The sequence below is a fragment of the Roseinatronobacter sp. genome, from assembly GCF_051859525.1.
Taxonomy (GTDB): Bacteria; Pseudomonadota; Alphaproteobacteria; order Rhodobacterales; family Rhodobacteraceae; genus Roseinatronobacter.
Map to the genome: position 1 here is coordinate 17,805 of NZ_JBHYFM010000030.1, position 17,836 is coordinate 35,640.

The following is a 17,836-nucleotide window of genomic DNA, read 5'->3' on the forward strand; positions in this document are numbered from 1 at the left end:
TTGTTCGCGCGCTTTTGTATCACACCTTGCCACCGGGCCGAAGCCGCGCGGCAAGGTGCGGGTTGATCTACATGTCCAGAAACACGGTTTCGCCATCGCCTTGCAAGCGAATATCGAACCTGTATTTTCCCGGCCCTGTCTTTTTGGCGATCAGCGTGTCCACACGCGGGCGCTGTTCGATACGCGCCAGAATGGGGTCCTTGCTGTTGTCCTCATCCTCGAAATAGATGCGGGTTTGCAGGCCGATATTGATGCCGCGCGCCACGATCCACAGGGCGATATGCGGGGCTTGCAGCGTGCCGTCGCTGGTGGCAACGGATCCCGGCTTGATCGTGCGCAGACAGAATTCGCCTGACTCCGCATCTGCCGCGAAACGGCAAAAGCCCGAAACCTTGGGGTCTGCACCGCCCTGCCCTGCAAATTTGCCCTGCGCGTCGGGCTGCCAGCTTTCAATCAGCGCATCGCGCATGGCCCAGCCGGTTCCGTCATAGACCGAGCCTGTAATCTCGATCATTTCGCCCTGCGCCCCGTCTTCAATAGGGCTGACGCCGAGTTCCTGTTCAAAGGTGTCTGCATTGCCCGCATAGGTGGGCATCATGCCGATATGCACATAAGGACCGGCCGTTTGCGACGGGGTTTCTTGCAACATGTCAAGTTTCTGAACCATGATCACATCCCTTCCGGTTTGTTTTCGAACATGCTTTGACGGCGGCCGCGCAGCACGATGTCGAATTTATACGCCAGATAGTCCAGCGGCTTGGACGCCGCCATATCCAGCGGGGCCACCAGACGGTCCAGTTGCGCGCGGTCCTTGATCGTGGCCGCAATCGGGCACAGCGGGATCAACGGGTCGCCTTCGAAATACATCTGGGTGATCAGGCGTTGCCCGAAGCTGTGGCCAAATACCGAAATATGGATATGCATGGGCCGCCAGTCATTCCCGCGGTTCGGCCATGGGTAGGCACCGGGGCGAATTGTCAGGAACTGGTAGCGCCCCTGTTCATCCGTCAGGGTACGCCCGCATCCGCCGAAATTCGGGTCCAGCGGGGCAAGATAGCCGTCCTTCTTGTGGCGGTAACGCCCACCCGCATTGGCCTGCCAGATTTCAACAAGCGTATTGGGCACGGCACGACCATGTTCATCCAGAACCCGCCCGTACATCAGAATGCGTTCGCCCACCGCAGGGGCTGCGCCGCGCGTCCAGTTCAGGATCAGGTTGTTGTCCAGCGCACCAATGGTGCTGTGCCCGAAACGCGGGCCCGTTTCTTCCGCCGGGGTCGAGTCCATGGACAGTAGCGGCAGGTTCGGCGAGCGCGCCACAGTTGTCTTATAGCCCGGATCATAGGGGTCTGGGTGTATCGCGCGGTTGCGCGGAATCAATGGTCCATCAAGCATTGTCTGCCGCCTCCATCTCGGCAAAGGTGGCTTTCGCCAGTTTTATTGCATGGTTTGCACGCGGAACGCCCGCATAGATTGCCACATGCTGGAACGCTTCCATCACATCGCGGGGGGTCGCGCCGGTTTGCGCGGTGGCGCGGATATGCATGGGAATTTCCTCGAAATTGCCTGTCGCGGCCAGCAGTGCCAGTGTCAGCATGGACCGTTCACGACGGCTGATCGCGTCAGATGCCCAGACGGTGCCCCACGCCCCTTCGGTAATCAAGGTCTGGAACGGTGTGTCCAGATCGCTGCGCGCGGCCTCGGCACGGTCAACATGGGCATTGCCCAGAACACTGCGGCGCACCGCCATTCCGGCGTCATAACGGTTTGTCATGCTATCTCCTTCAGGAAGTCTGCAATCATCGCTGCCACTTGCGCGGGCGCTTCGACACAGGGCAGGTGCCCTGCCCCGTCAATCAGGTGGAACGGCGCATCCATCAGCGCCGCCGTGGCCTGCACCAGTTCCGGCGGCGTTGCGCCATCCTCACTGCCGGCGATGACAATGGCAGGCAGATCCAGCGCGCGGGTGGTGTCTGTCAGGTCCGCCCCCGCGATCGCGGCGCAGCAGCCGGCGTATCCGTCACGCGTTGTGCGGCACAGCATATTGCGCCACAGGGCCAGCTCGGCAGGTTTGTCACGATGGAAGGCAGGTGCGAACCAGCGCGCCATGACCGCATCGGCAAGCGGCGCAATACCACCTTGCTGCACGGCCCGAATACGGTCATGCCACATTTCGGCAGGACCAATGCGCGCGGCAGTATCCATCAGCACCATTGCGCGCACCAGATCAGGGCGCGCATGGGCCAGCCCTTGTGCAATCATGCCGCCAATCGACAGGCCGACAATCACGGCCTGCGTGACATGTAATTCATCAAGCACGCTTGCGGCATCGGCGACCAGATCATCCATGCTATAGGGCGCGGGCGGCGCGTCTGACAGGCCATGCCCGCGCTTGTCATACCGGATCAGGCGCAAGCCATCAGGCAGACACGCGCACATGGCGTCCCAGACGCGCAGATCCGTGCCCAGCGAATTGGCCAGCAAGACGGGCACCCCGTCGCGGGGGCCTTCGTCACGAATATGCAGAACGATGTTATCACGAATAACTGTTTTCATAGGCGCAGTTTACACATCCTCGCCTCGAATAAAATTATATTCTGCGCAGCATATCATAACCCTAGGGTTATGAATTTTTTGAGTCTCGGGGAATGTAGCATCAATTCCAGAATCTACTTGCGAATGATTTGCATTTACATATACTGGCATCACAACCAAAGCAGACAGGAGTTATAATGCGCGCCCCCATAACAGCTACCACCACAATGGCCCTTGCACTGGGCATCGCGCCGGGCGTTATGGCGGACGAAGCCCCGCTACGGGTTCTGGCAACCATCGGGATGATTGCAGATGTGGCGCATAATGTTGCAGGCCCTTGCGCGGAAATATCGACCCTGATCGGCGCGGGCACCGACCCGCATGATTATTCGGCCACCCCGCGCGACGTTCAGGCCTTGGCGAATGCCGAACTGATCTTCTATGTCGATGCAGCGCTGGAAGAACGCCTTGCGGGGGTCCTGCGCGATTTCACCGACCGCACGCCCACCATTGGACTGGTTTCCGCGACATTCAGCGCCGCTGACTTGCTGGACGATCCTGACGCACCCGGCACCCTTGACCCGCATCTATGGATGGATGTCAGTCGCTGGGCACAGATCGCCCCCGTTATCGCGGACGCAATCACTGAACAGCGCCCCGGCTGCGCACAAGATATACAGACGAATCTGGCGCAATACCTGCTGCAACTGGACAGTCTGCATGATTGGGTTGGCGAAACCATCGCCACCATTCCGTCAAGCCAGCGCATGCTGGTCACGGCGCATGACGCCTTCAACTACTACTCTGACGCATACGGAATCGCCGCATCGGAAGCCATCGAAGGGCTTAGCACCACATCAGAGGCCAGCATTCGTGACATCCGCGATGTTGCAACCTTCGTCGTGGAAAACAACGTGCCTGCCGTTTTCGTGGAAACCACGCTGAACCCCCGCACGATTGATGCAATGATTGCCGAAGCGCAATCCATGGGGCATGATGTTACCCTTGGGGGGGAGTTGTATTCCGATGCCATGGGGGATGACGGCACGGCAGATGGCACCTATATCGGGATGATCCGCCATAACACAGCTACCATTGCCCAAGCCCTTGGCGGCACGGTGCCCCCGCTGCCGGACGCGCTGCATGGATGGGCCGAAACATGGGATATGGCACACTGATCTGAATGTGCTATCTGAACGCTAGCCGCAGTCCAGACCGGGCTGCGGCTTTGCGCCTGATGAAAGACAAGCAATGCGCGACGACAGCCTGCACGAACCCCAATTTGCCCTGCATGTCGAGGACCTGACCGTCAGCTATGGCGCGGACCCAGTTCTTTGGGACATTGATCTTGATATTCCGCCGGGGGTGATGGCTGCCATTGTCGGGCCGAACGGGTCCGGCAAATCGACGCTGTTGAAAACAGCGCTGGGTCTGGTGCGGCCTGTCGCGGGGCATGTCCGCTTTCTGGGTCGTCCGGTGCGCCAGATGCGCGGCCAGATCGGCTATGTCCCCCAACGCCACAGTGTCGACTGGGATTTTCCGACAACAGCGCGCGATGTGGTGGAAATGGGCCTTTATGGCAAAATCGGCTGGTTCCGCCGCCCCACTGCGGCAGATCGTGCGCGCGCAATGGATGCATTGCGCGAACTTGGCATGCAGGACTATGCGGGACGCCATATCAGCCAGCTTTCGGGTGGCCAGCAACAGCGAGTGTTCATTGCCCGCGCCCTTGTTCAGGACGCGCCGATCCTGATCCTTGATGAACCCATGGCCGGTGTCGACGCCACCACCGAGGCCGTGATCATCGACCTGCTGCACCGCCTGCGCGCGCAGGGCCGCACCATCATTGTGGTGCATCACGACCTGAGTACCGTGCAAAGCTACTTTGACTGGCTGGTAATGATGAATGTCCGTGTGATCGCACAAGGGCCTGTAGCGCAAACCTATACGCCTGAAAACCTGCGCGCCACCTATGGGCGGCATCTGGCAATGATCGCGCAGGCCGGACCGCAAGAATGACAGCGCTTTTGTCCAGCAGCATTGTTCAGACCGTGCTGATGGGCGCGGCGCTTCTGGGGGCCATCAGCGGCATGCTGGGCGCGTTTGCCGTGCTGCGCCAGCAAAGCCTTCTGGGGGATGCGCTAAGCCACGCCGCCCTGCCGGGCGTATGCCTAGGGTTTCTTGTGGCGGGCGGGCGCGATCTGGGCAGTGTGCTGGCAGGGGCATTCTTCACCGGCGCGCTGGCGGCTTTGGTCATGCAACTGATCGTGCGCCGCACCACGCTGAAAACAGATGCCGCGCTGGGAATTGTCCTGAGTGTGTTTTTCGCGGTGGGCGTTGTGGCGCTGACCTATATTCAAGGGCAAGGCGGGGCTGCGTCGGCGGGGTTGATGACATTCCTGTTCGGTCAGGCCGCCGCCATCCTGCGCAGTGATTTATGGATCATGGGGGCGGGTGCGCTGGCCGCGCTGGCGCTGGTGCTGGCGCTGTGGAAGGAATTCAAGCTGGTCAGTTTCGACGCGGATTTCGCGCGCGCGCAGGGGCTGCCCGTTGCATGGATCGAAGCGGCGCTGACGGTGATGGTGGCTTTCGCCATTGTCATCGGGCTGCAACTGGTGGGTGTGGTGCTAATGGTCGCGCTGCTGATTGCCCCTGCCGCCGCTGCGCGACAATGGACCGGCACCCTTGGCCCGATGGTGGTTTTATCTGCGACGCTGGGGGCCGTGTCGGGCGCGTTGGGCGCATTGATCAGCGCCTCTGCGCGCGGGCTGGCGACGGGGCCGGTTGTTGTGCTGATTGCAACGGCTTTCGTCCTGATTTCCATGCTGGTGGCGCCGCGGCGCGGATTGATCTGGCAGGCGCTGGCCGCACGGGCGATGCGCGCGCGTATCAGCGAAGGGCGGGTTCTGACCGCCCTGCAGGGGCTGGCGGACGCCCATGGCGACACGCGCTACAAGGCTGAACGCGGCATGCTGGGCGCTGTGCTTGGCGCGCCCCCTGGCAGCAAGCACATTGATGCGCTGAAGCGGCGCGGACTGATCCAGCAGGTCACCCACCCGCCCGAGACAACCCCGCGTTGGGAACTGACCAAGGCCGGACATGCCGAGGCCCGCGCGCTGTCGGGCACGCAAGCCGAAAGGGGCGCAGTCGGAGGCACAGGCAATCGCACAGCCGGGGGCGACACATGATCGAAGCCTATTTCGCATCGATTCCGGCGATGATCATGTCAACGGGCATTCTGGTCGGCGCATCCGGCGCGCTGCTGGGCAGTTTTCTGGTGCTGCGTGGCAATTCCATGCTAACGGATGCAATCAGCCATTCAATCGTGTTCGGTATCATTGTCGTATGGTTGCTGACAGGCCATCTGACAGGCCCGTTCCAGATACTTGGCGCGGCGCTGACGGGCCTGCTGACAGTGGTATTGTCCGAAGCGCTGGCGCGGTCCGGACTGGTCAAGATGGACGCCGCCATTGGCCTGATATTTCCGGCATTGTTCGCCGCAGGCGTCATCCTTATTTCACTGAATGCACGCAATGTGCATATTGATGTGGACACGGTCCTTCTGGGCGAAATCGGCTTTGTCTGGTTGCACACGCTGACAATCGGGGGGCTGCGCATTCCGGTGGCCCTGGCGACCCTTGGTGTTGTGTTTATCGTCAATCTGGCCTTCGTAGTGGCATTCTGGAAGGAATTGAAACTGACCACCTTCGATGCCGGACTTGCCGCCGCACTGGGCTTGTTTCCGGGGGTGCTGCATTATGCAGTTCTGACCCTGACAAGCGTGACGGCAGTTGCCGCATTTGACGCGGTGGGCGCCGTGCTGTTCATTGCATTCGTTATCGTGCCACCGGCAACCGCCTATCTGCTGACGCAGCGCTTGTGGCTGATGGTGGTGCTGGCTGTCGCATTGTCGGTCCTGTCCTGCGTCACGGGGTATTTGCTTGCCGTCTACTGGAATGTGTCGATCGGCGGCATGATGGCCGCGATGACAGGAGTCTGGTTTGCGCTGGCCTTGTTGCTGGCGCCCGATCGCGGGTTGCTGTCACAGGCCTTGCGCCGGACATCGGAACGGCTGGACCATGATTGCCGGACATTGGTTACCCATCTTTATACCCACCAGAACAGCCCGGACATACACGAGGAAAACACCCGCCGCGCCCTGACAGAACATTTGCGCTGGCCAGAGAAGCGCGCGCGCGCCACGATTTTGCGCGCCCTGGACCGCGACCTTATTGAACGGCGCGACGGCTTGCTGGCCTTGCGGCCCAAGGGGCAGGCAGTGGCCATTGGCATATTCGCGCGCCATTAGAGTGTATTGCGCAAAAGTGGGAACCGGTTTTGCGCATAAAAACATGCGGAAACACTAAACTAGGGCCTGCCTCGTGAATGCGAATGAATGCGACAGACCCTAGTGCAGGGCCTGCGTATACCGCTTGACCATTCCGACTTTTTTGATAAGGTTTAGTGAATCTGCCAAGCCAGCCGAAAGGTCAGCCCGGCGCAACCAGAAACCGGCAAGGATGCCGACAAGTTTCAGGCGCGGCCCATGACCTTTTCTGCAATGCAGACAGACCCTGTCGTTTCACAGCCCACGGACGGCGACCGCCATCGCCATACCGTCCAGTGCCATGACGACTTGCTGGAAAGGATATGCTGCGACCCTTGCACCTGTTTGCCAGAACATTCCCAGTTGACCGACTGGCTTGTGTTCCAGCGCAACGCATTTGCGACCCATCCATGACCGACAAGCATGCGTCCAGTACCATGACGCACCCCTGCGCCGAAGGTGACGCGGACACGGCTGTCCCCAGTCATGACGCGGCGCTCCTGACAAACGGGGGCGCAACAGCACATATTCTTCTTGACGGACAACTTTATACCCTGCGCATTACGCGTGCACGCAAACTGATTTTGACCAAATAACCCAGCCAGTTGCCCTTGCCTTGGGCCAGTCAGGACCACCAGAATGAGTAAGATCCCATCACCTTGCATCGACGTGTGCAAATTCAAACGCGAAGGTCACTGCATCGGATGCTCGATGACCAAGGCGCAGAAATCCATGTTCAAGAAGCTGAAAAAAGAAACGCATCAGAGGGCCTTTCTGGACCTTCTGATGCATCAGCAAAATGATCTTGGCAAATACCGGCACTGGCCTGACGCTTATCGCAAACGCTGCGAAAAGAAGGGCGTCAAGCCACCGCTTTAGGCCCCGATCAGCCCAGATGCGCGCGCAGCAGCCACGCGAATTTCTCATGCACCTGACCGCGTGCGATTGCCAGATCCTGCGTCAGCAGATCGCCATGCTCCTCGGCTATGGCGGCTGCACCTGCAAGGGTCGCGGCAACGGTATCCTGCGCTTTTGCCAGCGTCTCAACCATTGCCTCGGCAGTGGCGTGGCCATCATGCTCGGCCACTTTTGACCGCTTCAGCATACCCGCAAGCTGCCCTTCGGCATGACCGCCAAGTGCTTTCACACGCTCGGCCAGATCATCCTGCGCGGTGAAATGATCCTCATAGATTTTCTGGAACATGTCATGCAGCGGCCCGAAGGCCATGCCGGTGACATTCCAGTGAAAATTCTGTGCCAGCATTGTGGTGACTGCGGTTTCGGCAACGCATTGATTCAGCGCCTCGCAAATCGCCTCTTGTGCGCTTGGGGTCAGTTGTTGTGCTGTCTGGGTCATAAGGAACCCTCCTGTCATTATACAAATCATGGATTATGCAACACGGGACTGGCTTGCGACCCTGCTGGCTACCCGCTTGACCAGAAGATAAGCGAGGCGCAGTTACGTTTCAAGTGTTTTTAGAAAGATTCTAAAGTTTAGAAATTCAATCGGGTATCAACCTGTTCAGGCGCACCATCATCTGCGCTGTCAGCCAGCCGACATGCCGGCGCAAGTGCAAGGGCAGGCGCGCGCGCAGCAAAAATGCTGTGCTGGCACGGTCATCCCGCGCAATCGCATCCATCAGCGCCATAAGCCAGTTTTCATCGAACGAACATTCCGGTGCACCAACACGGTGGATCACCGGACCATGATCCAACCCCTGCGCCAAAACACGCAACAAGGCATCGGCATAGGGCTGCGCCCCTTCATGCGGGGCGTTCTGCAAAATCGCGCAGGCTTCAAACGGCTCCAGCCGCGCTTTGGCGCGGCATTGACGCATCAGCACGCGCAGCAATGTCAGCGCAGCACTGTGGCGTTCATCCCCGAACCCTTCCTGCGGTGCAGGCGGTGCAACAAACTGCTTTTGCAAACCCATCAAGACGCCCCCTTCATTCCCGACTGATATAGTATGGAATAGGTCGCCTGACTAGTAGCTTCACGCATCTGCCGTCAGAAAATCATCAATCAGGCGCGTTTACCAAGCTGCGCCACCCCCAGAACGGACAGAACTTTTGCTTCAATATCGGGCGCGTTCATGGCCGCTGCGGCATACATGTCATGGGGGTTGGCCTGATCGATAAAAATATCGGGCAACACCATGGAACGGAACTTCAAACCATTGTCAAACACGCCTTCTTCGGCCAGCAATTGCGCAACATGGCTGCCAAAGCCGCCAATGGCCCCTTCTTCAATGGTGATCAGCGCTTCATGATCAGCAGCAAGGCGCAAGATCAGGTCACGGTCCAGCGGTTTGGCAAAACGCGCATCTGCGACGCTGGGGGTGATTCCCCTGGCACCCAGCGCTTCGCAGGCCAGCAAAACCTCGCTCAGGCGGGTGCCAAACGACAGGATCGCCACGCGCGAGCCTTCGCGAATCATGCGGCCCTTGCCCATTTCCAGCACCTGCCCGCGTTCGGGCATGTCCACGCCGGTTCCTTCGCCACGCGGGAAACGGAACGCGATTGGCCCGTCATCATGGGCGGCAGCGGTGGCCACCATATGCACCAGCTCGGCCTCATCCGCGGCGGCCATTACCACCATGCCAGGCAAGTTCGCCAAAAAGGCCACGTCAAAACTGCCCGCATGGGTCGCACCATCCGCCCCCACCAGCCCCGCGCGGTCTATTGCAAACCGCACCGGCAGGCGCTGGATGGCCACATCATGGACCACCTGATCATAACCGCGTTGCAGAAAAGTCGAATACATCGCGCAAAACGGTTTCATGCCCCCTGCCGCCAGCCCCGCGCAAAATGTCACACCGTGCTGTTCGGCAATGGCCACATCAAACATGCGGTTGGGGAAACGCTGGGCAAACAGGTCCAGACCTGTGCCATCCGGCATGGCGGCAGTGACGGCGACAACCTTGTCATCGCGGCCTGCTTCGGCAATCAATGCCTCGGCGAATACCTTGGTATAGCTTGGCGCATTTGATGCAGCCTTGTGCTGCTTGCCGGTCACAACATCGAACTTGGCGCGCGCATGCCCGCGATCTGCGGCCCCTTCGGCGGGGGCATAGCCTTTGCCCTTCTTGGTCAGGACATGAATCAGCATCGGCTCATCCGCGCGTTCGCGCAGCGTGCGCAGCACCCACAGCAACTGGTCCAGATCATGGCCGTCAATCGGACCAAGGTAATTGAAGCCCAATTCCTCGAACAAGGTGCCGCCAACGGTCATGTGTTTCAGCAAATCCTTCGCGCGGCGCGCCCCTTCCTGAAACGGCCCCGGCAACAGGCTGAAGGCGTTTTTCATCGCATGCTTGATGTCCTGCACCGGCTTTTCGGCATAGAGGCGCGACAGATAGCTGGACATTGCCCCTGTGGGGGGCGCAATCGACATTTCATTATCGTTCAGAATAACGAACATGCGCCGCCCCAAATGGCCTGCGTTGTTCAATGCCTCATAGGCCATGCCCGCGCTGATGGACCCGTCCCCGATCACGGCAATTGCATCGCCCAGCGTGGGATCGGGCGCCCCGCCCAACTCTCGCGCCATGGTAAAGCCAAGCGCTGCGGAAATGCTGGTCGAACTATGCGCGGCCCCGAACGGGTCATAGGGGGATTCGGAGCGTTTGGTAAAACCCGACAACCCGTCCTTCTGGCGAAGCGATCGCATGCGGTCGCGCCGCCCAGTCAGGATTTTATGCGGGTAACACTGATGCGACACATCCCAGATCAACCGGTCGCGCGGCGTGTCGAACACCGCATGCAAGGCCACCGTCAGCTCCACCACACCCAGACCGGCCCCCAGATGCCCGCCGGTTTCCGACACAACTGCTATGGTTTCCGCGCGCAATTCATCCGCAAGCTGGCGCAATTCACGATCGCTTAGCCCCTTCAGATCAGCGGGCGAGGTCACTTTATCCAGAAGTGGTGTCTGCGGCATGGCGGTTCCTTTCCCCTGCGCGGCACATTCCCGAAGGTGCGGCCTTCAGGTTTGCCGTGCGATAACGAATTGCGCGGCCTGTCGCAACACATCAGCCTGCGCACCGTACGGGTCAAGGGCAGCCTGCGCCTGCGCGACAAGATCACGCGCGCGCGCCTTCGCCCCGTCCAGCCCCAGAAGGGACACAAACGTGGCCTTGCCTGCCGCCTGATCCTTTTGCAGGCGTTTACCTGCAAGGGCGGGGTCGCCCTCAATATCCAGAATGTCATCGGCAATCTGGAACGCCAGCCCCAACGCGCCCGCATAGGCGGCAAGCGGGCCTGTATCGGCACCTGCCATCCGCGCGCCTGCGCAGGCCGACCATGTGATCAACGCGCCGGTCTTGCCTGCCTGCAACTGCGTGATCTGGTCCAGCGTCAGGGGCGTGGGGGCGGTTTCGGCGGCAATGTCCAGCGCCTGCCCCAGCACCATGCCGGACGCACCCGCCGCATGGGCAAGTGTGGCCAGCAAATCCAGCCGTGCTTGCGGGGTTGGCGCGGCATCATCGCGCGCAAGCAACCCGAAGGCCAGCGCCTGCAACGCGTCACCAACCAGAACTGCTGTGGCCTCGTCCCATTTCACATGCACAGTGGGTTGGCCACGGCGCAGGCTGTCATCATCCATTGCGGGCAGGTCATCATGCACCAGCGAATAGGCATGAACCGCCTCGATCGCGGCAGCGGGCTGCACGGCCAGTTCCTGCCCCAGCCCGTGCAGGCGCGCACCTTCCAGCACCAGAAACCCGCGCAGTTTCTTGCCCCCGCGCGCGGCATAGGCCATGGCATCGCGCACCGTGCTGGCGGGTTGGATGGCAATTTCGGCCTGCAATCGCGCTTCGGTCAAACTGGCGGCATGGGCCAGCCGAACGGCGAAGTCTGTCATGCGGAAAACGGCTCCGTGCCCTCAGGGGTGCCGTTCTCGGACAGGCGGATTGCCTCAACACGCATCTGCGCCGCGTTCAGGCGTTCTTCGCATTGTTTTTTCAGTTTCGCGCCGGTCTCATACAGGGTGATCGATTGCTCCAGCGGCACATCGCCGCGTTCCAGCCGTGTGACAATATCTTCCAGCGCGCGCAGGGCTTCCTCGAAGCTCATTTCGGAAACGGGTTTGTCTGTCATGCCTGCTGCTCCATCAAGACCGCCACATGCGCCGCCACCGATGCGGACAGCGCATGCAGATCATAGCCGCCTTCCAGCACCGACACCACCCGCCCGTCACAATGGCGCGCCGCAATATCGCACAATGCGCCCGTCACCCATGCAAAATCCTGTTCCACAAGCTCAAGCTGGGCCAGCGGATCATCACGATGCGCGTCAAACCCTGCCGAAATCAGCACAAGCTCGGGGGCAAAACGGTCAAGCTGCGGCAACACGGTATCCTCATACACCCGCCGGAATGTCGCACCATCCGTGCCCGGTGCCAGCGGCACGTTGATCACATTGCCATGCGCACCGCGTTCATCCGCGGCCCCCGTCCCCGGCCAAAGCGGCATCTGATGGCTGGACACGAACAATGCGCGCGACTCGTCCCATAGCAGGTCTTGCGTGCCATTGCCGTGATGCACGTCGAAATCCACAACCGCGACACGCGACAGGCCGTGCTGTTCCATGGCGTGGCGCGCGGCAATGGCAACAGTGCCGAACAGGCAAAACCCCATTGGCGTGGCGGTTTCCGCATGATGGCCGGGCGGCCGCATACCGACAAAGGCATTTTGCACCTTGCCGTGCAGGACCATATCCACGCCCAGACAGGCCCCGCCAGCCGCGCGCAATGCGGCGTTCAGCGACCCGCTGGACACATGCGTGTCCGCGTCCAGCTGGTAGATGCCAGCGGCCGGAATCGCGCGGCGGATACGGTCCAGATAGGTTGCGGGGTGGCAGCGCAGAAGCTGCACATCACTGGCCAAAGGGGCGTCATGTCGCATCAGCGCCGCGAATGTGGTACCGTCAAGCGCTGTCGCAATAGCGGCCATGCGGTCCACCTGTTCAGGGTGACCATCGGGTGTCTGGTGCAGTTGTGCATCGGGGTGGGTTATATATGCTGTCGTCATGCGCGAACGCTAGACGATTGCCCGCCACGGGGAAAGAGTGATTTTACGCGCGCGCAGCGCTTGTTCACAGGCCGCGTCAATGGCACTGTAGCGTGAAACGCCCACAGGCAGAACACAAGAAGGGCCGCAACAGGCATGACCCAATCCCCCGCAATCCTGACACCGCCCCAGCATGAGCATCGTTTTTTCACCGATCCCGAACAGGCGGTCACCCATCTTGAAGCCCTATATTGCGAAGCGCTGGATTTTCTGGTGCAGGGTTTCAACCACACGGCCAGCGGCACTGTGCCCGAACACCGGTACCGCGCCTTCTATCCCGAAATCCGGCTTGTCACCACACGCTTTGACCGCATCGATTCCCGGCTGAGCTTCGGCCATGTCGCCGAACCGGGAACTTATGCCACGACCGTGACACGCCCCGACCTGTTCCGCCACTACCTGAAGCAGCAGATCGGGTTGCTGATGCGCAATCACAACGTGCCCGTCAGCATCGGGCCGTCCGACACGCCCATACCGCTGCATTTTGCCATGGCGGGGCGCGGGGATATCGTGCTGCCGGAAAACGGCGAAATGACGCTTTCGCTGCGCGATATATTTGACGTGCCGGACCTGTCGACCACCAATGATGACATCGTCAATGGCGACCGTGTGGTCAATGCCGACGGGTCGCGCCCGCTGGCGATGTTCACGGCCCAGAGGGTGGATTATTCGCTGGCCCGCCTTGCCCATTACACAGCCACAGCGCCCGAGCATTTCCAGAACCATATTCTGTTTACCAACTACCAGTTCTATGTCGATGAATTCGAGTCATTTGCCCGCGCGCAACTGCGTGACCCCGACAGCGGCTACATATCCTTCATCGCGCCCGGCAATGTGGAAGTCACCAATCCGGATATGGACATCCCCACGCTGGCACGTCTGCCGCAAATGCCCACATACCACCTGAAGCGCAAACACGGCGCGGGGATCACGCTTGTCAATATCGGGGTTGGCCCGTCCAATGCCAAAACTGCCACAGACCATATAGCCGTATTGCGCCCGCATGCATGGTTGATGGTGGGCCATTGCGCAGGCTTGCGCAACAGTCAGGCGCTGGGGGATTTCGTTCTGGCGCATGCCTATCTGCGCGAGGACAATGTGCTTGATGCAGATTTGCCCGTCTGGGTACCGATCCCCGCGCTGGCCGAAATCCAGATCGCGTTGCAGGACGCGGTGGCCGAGATTACGCAATTGGAAGGCTACGCACTCAAGCAGATCATGCGCACCGGCACCGTTGCGACAATCGACAACCGCAACTGGGAATTGCGCGACCAATCCGGACCGGTGCAACGCCTGTCGCAATCGCGCGCGGTCGGGCTGGACATGGAAAGCGCCACAATCGCCGCCAACGGTTTCCGCTTTCGTGTGCCCTATGGCACCTTGTTATGCGTTTCGGACAAACCGCTGCATGGGGAACTGAAACTGCCGGGCATGGCGTCCGACTTCTATAAGACCCAAGTTGCGCGCCATTTGCGCATTGGCATTCGCGCAATGGAATCGCTGCGCGACATGCCGCTGGAGCGGATTCACAGCCGGAAACTGCGCAGTTTCAACGAAACTGCGTTTCTCTAATGCGATTATTTGGCAATTTCCTTGCAAAATGCAGTTTTTTCTTGCCTCGGGGTGATTGTCAGCAGACACAAACTAGGGCTAGATGCGCAGCGAAAATATCAAGTGTAAGGGCCATTCGCGCCACGCACTCAATATCAGGAGAGTAAGATGACAACCAAACCGATGACCAAAACCCAGCTTGTCGCAGCACTTGCAGAAGAAATGGGTGCCGACAAGAAAACTGCATCCGCAGCGATTGATGCGGTATCCGCAGTTGTCCTGCGTGAGGTCGCGGCCGGCGGTGCAGTCACACTGCCCGGAATTGGCAAAATCATGTGCCGCGCACGCCCCGAACGTCAGGTGCGCAACCCTGCAACCGGCGAGACGATGACCAAGCCCGCCGACAAGGCCGTGAAGGTCACCGTGGCCAAGGCCCTGAAAGACGCGGTCAACGACTAAGACCCCGCCCCCAGACGATATATCCGGGCAGGCATCAGGACATGCCGCGCCCGGATATGGCATCAGGCCACCGAAGACGCAGCAGAATTGTCATGCGGTAAGGGCCATCCAGACAAATCATCCCAACCCGCGCAGCTTCAGGACCGGTGCAGACGGCCCTTGCGCCCGCCGCGCCGTTTGCTGATCGATGCCTGACGTGCAGGCAATTCAGCCATCACAGACTGACGCGCCTGCGGTGTCATCCGCGCCCATTGCGAAATCTCGTCGATTGACCGCAGGCACCCTGTGCACAGCCGCGATTCAGGGTGGATGACGCAGATCTTGATGCAAGGGCTTTCGATTTCATCGCGTTTCCATACTGCGTCACTCATGTGAATAAGCCCTTGGCCAAACCAGCGTCCTGCGCAAGGTAATCCGGTGACAGGCGCGGACCAGTGCCAAAATACGCATCCTCAGACCGCCCGCCGCAACACGGCCAGCCGGTCCAGCGCCCCTTGCAGGATGACACCTGCGGCGACATGGTCAATCACTTCGGCGCGCCTGCGCCGCGATGTGTCGGCCTCCAGCAGGGCGCGTTCGGCGGCCACCGTGGACAAGCGTTCGTCCCAGAACCCGATGGGCAAATCCGTCAGCGCCGACAGGTTGCGCGCAAACGCACGGGTGGACTGGCAGCGCGGCCCCTCGGACCCGTCCATGTTGCGCGGCAGGCCCAACACCAGACCACCCAGATCGCGCCCCGCCACAATTTCCAGCAATGCCTGCGCATCCAGCCCGAACTTGCGCCGCCTTATGGTCTGCAAGGGGCTGGCCACCGACAACACACGATCGGACACCGCCACGCCGATGGTTTTCTCGCCCAGATCCAGCCCCGCCAGCGCCTGCCGCACCGGCAATGCGGCCACGAATTCCTCGAACTCCGCGAACACGGCCATTAGGGCGCGCCCCCCACAGGCCCGCCCGCAGACAGGCCCACATCTTCGGCCACGCTGTTGATCAACGCCAGATCCTCGGCGCGGGCGGCAAAGACAGTGCGCGCCTCTTGCAAGATCGCCAGTGCTTGATCACGCTGGTCCAGCACACTCAGCGCGCGCACCAGTTGCGCCCAGTCTTCTGCCGTGCCGCCGTCATTGGCCAGCCGCGCCGACAGGGACGCCACCATATCCTCGATCATGGCGGCGCGGTCGCCTGGGTCCATGTCCATCGCGGCATCAATATCGGCGGCGCTTGGCCCCTGCCCGCCTGCCGATGCAGGCGCGGGGCGCGGCGGCAGTTGATAGCGCGGCTCGCCTGAAATCTGCGCCAGTTCCGGCAGCGATGCGCGAATCTCCGGCATCCAGGGGGCATCGCCCGCGCTTTGGTCATGCAGCCTGCGCCACACGCGGAATGTCAGGTCGGGCCGCCCCGTCTGCGCATACATCCGCCCCGTATAATACAGTGCCACCCCGTTGGCCGGATCGCGCCGCAAAATCCGCTCGATCACCTCCTCGGCCTCGGGGGACACCATGCCCCCTGCCGCCAGCACCAGCAAATCCAGCAAGAACGCATGGTCCTGCACATCCACATCATCACCACGCAGGGCAATCACCCGCGCCTGTGCCACTGCCGCCTCCGCGAAATTGCCCAAACGCGATTCGTTTTGCGCCAGCAGGATATGCCCGCGCAAATCATCGGGGCGGGTGGCCAGCGCCGCGCGCAACTGCGCCACCATCGGTTCCAACTCGGCGCGGTCCGCACTCTCGGGCGCATCGGGGCGCGCGGCGGCAAAGTCTTCTTCCAACTGCGCCTGACGGGGACGGTCTGCGCGCGCGGCATCGGCATCGGCATGGCGCGCGGCCAGCGGCTGGTCGGGGTAATTCACCGCCCCGTAAACCAGATACAGCCACCCGGCCCCCGCCAGCAGCACCGCCACCAGACCGACCATCACAGCGCGCGCGCGGGGGGAGGAGGGGACACCCGCACTGCGCCCCCCCTTGTCCAGATCCAGTATGCGCCGCTGGATTTCCAGACGCAGGCGGTCGGCCTCGGCCTGTTCCAGCGTGCCGCGCGCCAGATCGCGCTCCACCTCGCGCAGCTGGTCGCGGTAAACGCGCATCGCGCGTTCCGTCCCGTCCGCAGCGCCCCCAACCCGCGCCCGCGCCACTGCGCGCAGCAACACTGCCGCCACCATCACCGCAATGACGATAAATCCTGCAAACTGCCCGATGCCTGTCATAAGGCCCCCTATACTATATAACTGCGTCTGCGCGCTCCCCCCTCACATAACGGCAACGCGCCACCGGAAAAAGGGCTAAACCCCGCGCCACAGCGCCGCGCCCCCCCCCGCCGCAGGCAGCGCGCGCGGGCAAATCACGCGGCATGGCCCGAAACACCGCGCGGCCCCTCCCGATTCGTGCAGGCGCGCCCGTCCGGAAGCCCGCGCAGACCCAATGCCCGCGCAGAAAACACCCCGCCCCGCCCCGCGCCATGATTTATGACGGTTTAACAACATCTTAACTACGCCAGCCCCACCGCCCCGACGCGCGGCACGCATCAGGTCCTGTGCCAAGGCGTGGCAAAACTGCACCATCTTTTCGGGCATGGCAGGGGGGGCATGCGCTTTGGCTTGAATTACAGGGGCAAAAATCAGAAACAGGCTCAGACCTTGCCTGAGTGGTAAGGCGAGGAACTCCTTAGACAACGAGGGAAAAACAAATGAAAAAGCTTCTTCTTGCTTCGACCGCACTGGTCATGTCGGCAGGCGTAGCATCTGCGCAAGTTGCTCTGTCGGGCGACGCTCGCATGGGTATCACCTATGACAACAGCCGCGATGCAAAACTGCAATTCAGCAGCCGCGCTCGCGTAACCTTCACACTGTCCGGCGAAACCGACACCGGCATGGCATTCGGCGCATCGTTCC

23 protein-coding genes are annotated in these 17,836 nt (G+C 61.1%); 9 read left to right on the top strand and 14 right to left on the bottom strand.

The features are described from left to right. Nucleotides 1-67 precede the first annotated feature (67 nt). The 4 genes from pcaG to pcaD are packed head-to-tail and all read right to left on the bottom strand — an operon-like array spanning nt 68 to nt 2,556. Entirely contained in the window at nt 68-667 is a 600-nt protein-coding gene (gene pcaG, locus ACTIE1_RS15260) for a protocatechuate 3,4-dioxygenase subunit alpha (RefSeq protein ID WP_439563103.1), read from the bottom strand. Nucleotides 668-669: 2 nt separating this feature from the next. After that, complete coding sequence (gene pcaH, locus ACTIE1_RS15265; protein WP_439563102.1) at nt 670-1,395, bottom strand: protocatechuate 3,4-dioxygenase subunit beta; 726 nt, start codon at nt 1,393-1,395, stop codon at nt 670-672. Continuing rightward, nucleotides 1,388-1,774, bottom strand: a complete 387-nt coding sequence (gene pcaC, locus ACTIE1_RS15270) for a 4-carboxymuconolactone decarboxylase (protein WP_439563101.1) — start codon at nt 1,772-1,774, stop codon at nt 1,388-1,390. Before pcaC ends, pcaH begins: the two co-directional genes overlap by 8 nt. After that, nucleotides 1,771-2,556 carry a 3-oxoadipate enol-lactonase gene (pcaD, locus tag ACTIE1_RS15275; RefSeq protein WP_439563100.1) on the bottom strand — a complete coding sequence of 262 codons (786 nt, stop codon included), beginning with the start codon at nt 2,554-2,556 and terminating at the stop codon, nt 1,771-1,773. Before pcaD ends, pcaC begins: the two co-directional genes overlap by 4 nt. A 176-nt stretch (nt 2,557-2,732) precedes the next feature. Here pcaD and ACTIE1_RS15280 point away from each other — a divergent pair, with 176 nt between their 5' ends. From ACTIE1_RS15280 to ACTIE1_RS15295, 4 genes are all read left to right on the top strand, one after another. Beyond that, a complete protein-coding gene (locus ACTIE1_RS15280) occupies nt 2,733-3,713 on the top strand; it encodes a metal ABC transporter solute-binding protein, Zn/Mn family (protein WP_439563099.1) in 981 nt (326 codons plus the stop codon). Nucleotides 3,714-3,786: 73 nt separating this feature from the next. Next, nucleotides 3,787-4,554 carry a metal ABC transporter ATP-binding protein gene (locus tag ACTIE1_RS15285; RefSeq protein ID WP_439563098.1) on the top strand — a complete coding sequence of 256 codons (768 nt, stop codon included), beginning with the start codon at nt 3,787-3,789 and terminating at the stop codon, nt 4,552-4,554. Further along, nucleotides 4,551-5,723, top strand: a complete 1,173-nt coding sequence (locus tag ACTIE1_RS15290; RefSeq protein WP_439563097.1) for a metal ABC transporter permease — start codon at nt 4,551-4,553, stop codon at nt 5,721-5,723. The genes ACTIE1_RS15285 and ACTIE1_RS15290 overlap by 4 nt, the downstream gene beginning before the upstream one ends. After that, nucleotides 5,720-6,844, top strand: a complete 1,125-nt coding sequence (locus ACTIE1_RS15295) for a metal ABC transporter permease (RefSeq protein ID WP_439563096.1) — start codon at nt 5,720-5,722, stop codon at nt 6,842-6,844. The genes ACTIE1_RS15290 and ACTIE1_RS15295 overlap by 4 nt, the downstream gene beginning before the upstream one ends. Before the next feature lie 224 nt (nt 6,845-7,068). On the opposite strand, the gene ACTIE1_RS15300 is transcribed toward ACTIE1_RS15295, so the two are convergent. Then, entirely contained in the window at nt 7,069-7,350 is a 282-nt protein-coding gene (locus tag ACTIE1_RS15300) for a hypothetical protein (RefSeq protein WP_439563125.1), read from the bottom strand. Here ACTIE1_RS15300 and hemP point away from each other — a divergent pair. Together hemP and ACTIE1_RS15310 are read left to right on the top strand one after the other, a co-directional pair. Next, nucleotides 7,300-7,458 (top strand): hemin uptake protein HemP, encoded by a 159-nt coding sequence (gene hemP / locus ACTIE1_RS15305; protein ID WP_439563095.1) that lies wholly within the window; start codon nt 7,300-7,302, stop codon nt 7,456-7,458. The genes ACTIE1_RS15300 and hemP overlap by 51 nt on opposite strands. A gap of 43 nt (nt 7,459-7,501) precedes the next feature. Continuing rightward, complete coding sequence (locus ACTIE1_RS15310; RefSeq protein ID WP_439563094.1) at nt 7,502-7,741, top strand: DUF1289 domain-containing protein; 240 nt, start codon at nt 7,502-7,504, stop codon at nt 7,739-7,741. Nucleotides 7,742-7,748: 7 nt separating this feature from the next. Here ACTIE1_RS15310 and ACTIE1_RS15315 read toward each other — a convergent pair whose 3' ends face one another. The 6 genes from ACTIE1_RS15315 to ACTIE1_RS15340 all read right to left on the bottom strand — a co-directional run bounded on the left by ACTIE1_RS15315 (nt 7,749) and on the right by ACTIE1_RS15340 (nt 12,891). Next, entirely contained in the window at nt 7,749-8,219 is a 471-nt protein-coding gene (locus tag ACTIE1_RS15315; protein ID WP_439563093.1) for a Dps family protein, read from the bottom strand. Nucleotides 8,220-8,364: 145 nt separating this feature from the next. Further along, complete coding sequence (locus tag ACTIE1_RS15320) at nt 8,365-8,796, bottom strand: hypothetical protein (RefSeq protein ID WP_439563092.1); 432 nt, start codon at nt 8,794-8,796, stop codon at nt 8,365-8,367. An 89-nt stretch (nt 8,797-8,885) separates the two neighbouring features. After that, nucleotides 8,886-10,802, bottom strand: coding sequence for a 1-deoxy-D-xylulose-5-phosphate synthase (gene dxs / locus ACTIE1_RS15325; RefSeq protein WP_439563091.1), 1,917 nt, complete (start codon nt 10,800-10,802; stop codon nt 8,886-8,888). A gap of 45 nt (nt 10,803-10,847) precedes the next feature. Next, nucleotides 10,848-11,723 carry a polyprenyl synthetase family protein gene (locus ACTIE1_RS15330; protein WP_439563090.1) on the bottom strand — a complete coding sequence of 292 codons (876 nt, stop codon included), beginning with the start codon at nt 11,721-11,723 and terminating at the stop codon, nt 10,848-10,850. Beyond that, a complete protein-coding gene (locus ACTIE1_RS15335) occupies nt 11,720-11,959 on the bottom strand; it encodes an exodeoxyribonuclease VII small subunit (RefSeq protein ID WP_277805889.1) in 240 nt (79 codons plus the stop codon). Before ACTIE1_RS15335 ends, ACTIE1_RS15330 begins: the two co-directional genes overlap by 4 nt. Then, nucleotides 11,956-12,891, bottom strand: coding sequence for a histone deacetylase family protein (locus ACTIE1_RS15340; protein WP_439563089.1), 936 nt, complete (start codon nt 12,889-12,891; stop codon nt 11,956-11,958). Before ACTIE1_RS15340 ends, ACTIE1_RS15335 begins: the two co-directional genes overlap by 4 nt. Before the next feature lie 135 nt (nt 12,892-13,026). Between ACTIE1_RS15340 and ACTIE1_RS15345 the strand changes: the two genes are divergently transcribed. Together ACTIE1_RS15345 and ACTIE1_RS15350 are read left to right on the top strand one after the other, a co-directional pair. Then, the gene (locus ACTIE1_RS15345; RefSeq protein ID WP_439563088.1) at nt 13,027-14,502 is read left to right on the top strand and encodes an AMP nucleosidase; all 1,476 of its coding nucleotides are present in this window, start codon (nt 13,027-13,029) and stop codon (nt 14,500-14,502) included. A gap of 147 nt (nt 14,503-14,649) precedes the next feature. Then, complete coding sequence (locus tag ACTIE1_RS15350) at nt 14,650-14,940, top strand: HU family DNA-binding protein (RefSeq protein WP_274350020.1); 291 nt, start codon at nt 14,650-14,652, stop codon at nt 14,938-14,940. Nucleotides 14,941-15,077: 137 nt separating this feature from the next. On the opposite strand, the gene ACTIE1_RS15355 is transcribed toward ACTIE1_RS15350, so the two are convergent. The 3 genes from ACTIE1_RS15355 to ccmI form a co-directional block, all read right to left on the bottom strand. After that, the gene (locus ACTIE1_RS15355) at nt 15,078-15,311 is read right to left on the bottom strand and encodes a DUF1289 domain-containing protein (RefSeq protein WP_439563087.1); all 234 of its coding nucleotides are present in this window, start codon (nt 15,309-15,311) and stop codon (nt 15,078-15,080) included. 81 nt (nt 15,312-15,392) lie between these two features. Next, the gene (gene ruvX / locus ACTIE1_RS15360; protein ID WP_439563086.1) at nt 15,393-15,872 is read right to left on the bottom strand and encodes a Holliday junction resolvase RuvX; all 480 of its coding nucleotides are present in this window, start codon (nt 15,870-15,872) and stop codon (nt 15,393-15,395) included. Next, a complete protein-coding gene (gene ccmI, locus ACTIE1_RS15365) occupies nt 15,872-17,152 on the bottom strand; it encodes a c-type cytochrome biogenesis protein CcmI (protein WP_439563476.1) in 1,281 nt (426 codons plus the stop codon). The genes ruvX and ccmI overlap by 1 nt, the downstream gene beginning before the upstream one ends. A 479-nt stretch (nt 17,153-17,631) precedes the next feature. Between ccmI and ACTIE1_RS15370 the strand changes: the two genes are divergently transcribed. Further along, nucleotides 17,632-17,836: porin (locus tag ACTIE1_RS15370; protein ID WP_439563477.1), on the top strand; the 205-nt coding region annotated here is incomplete at its 3' end.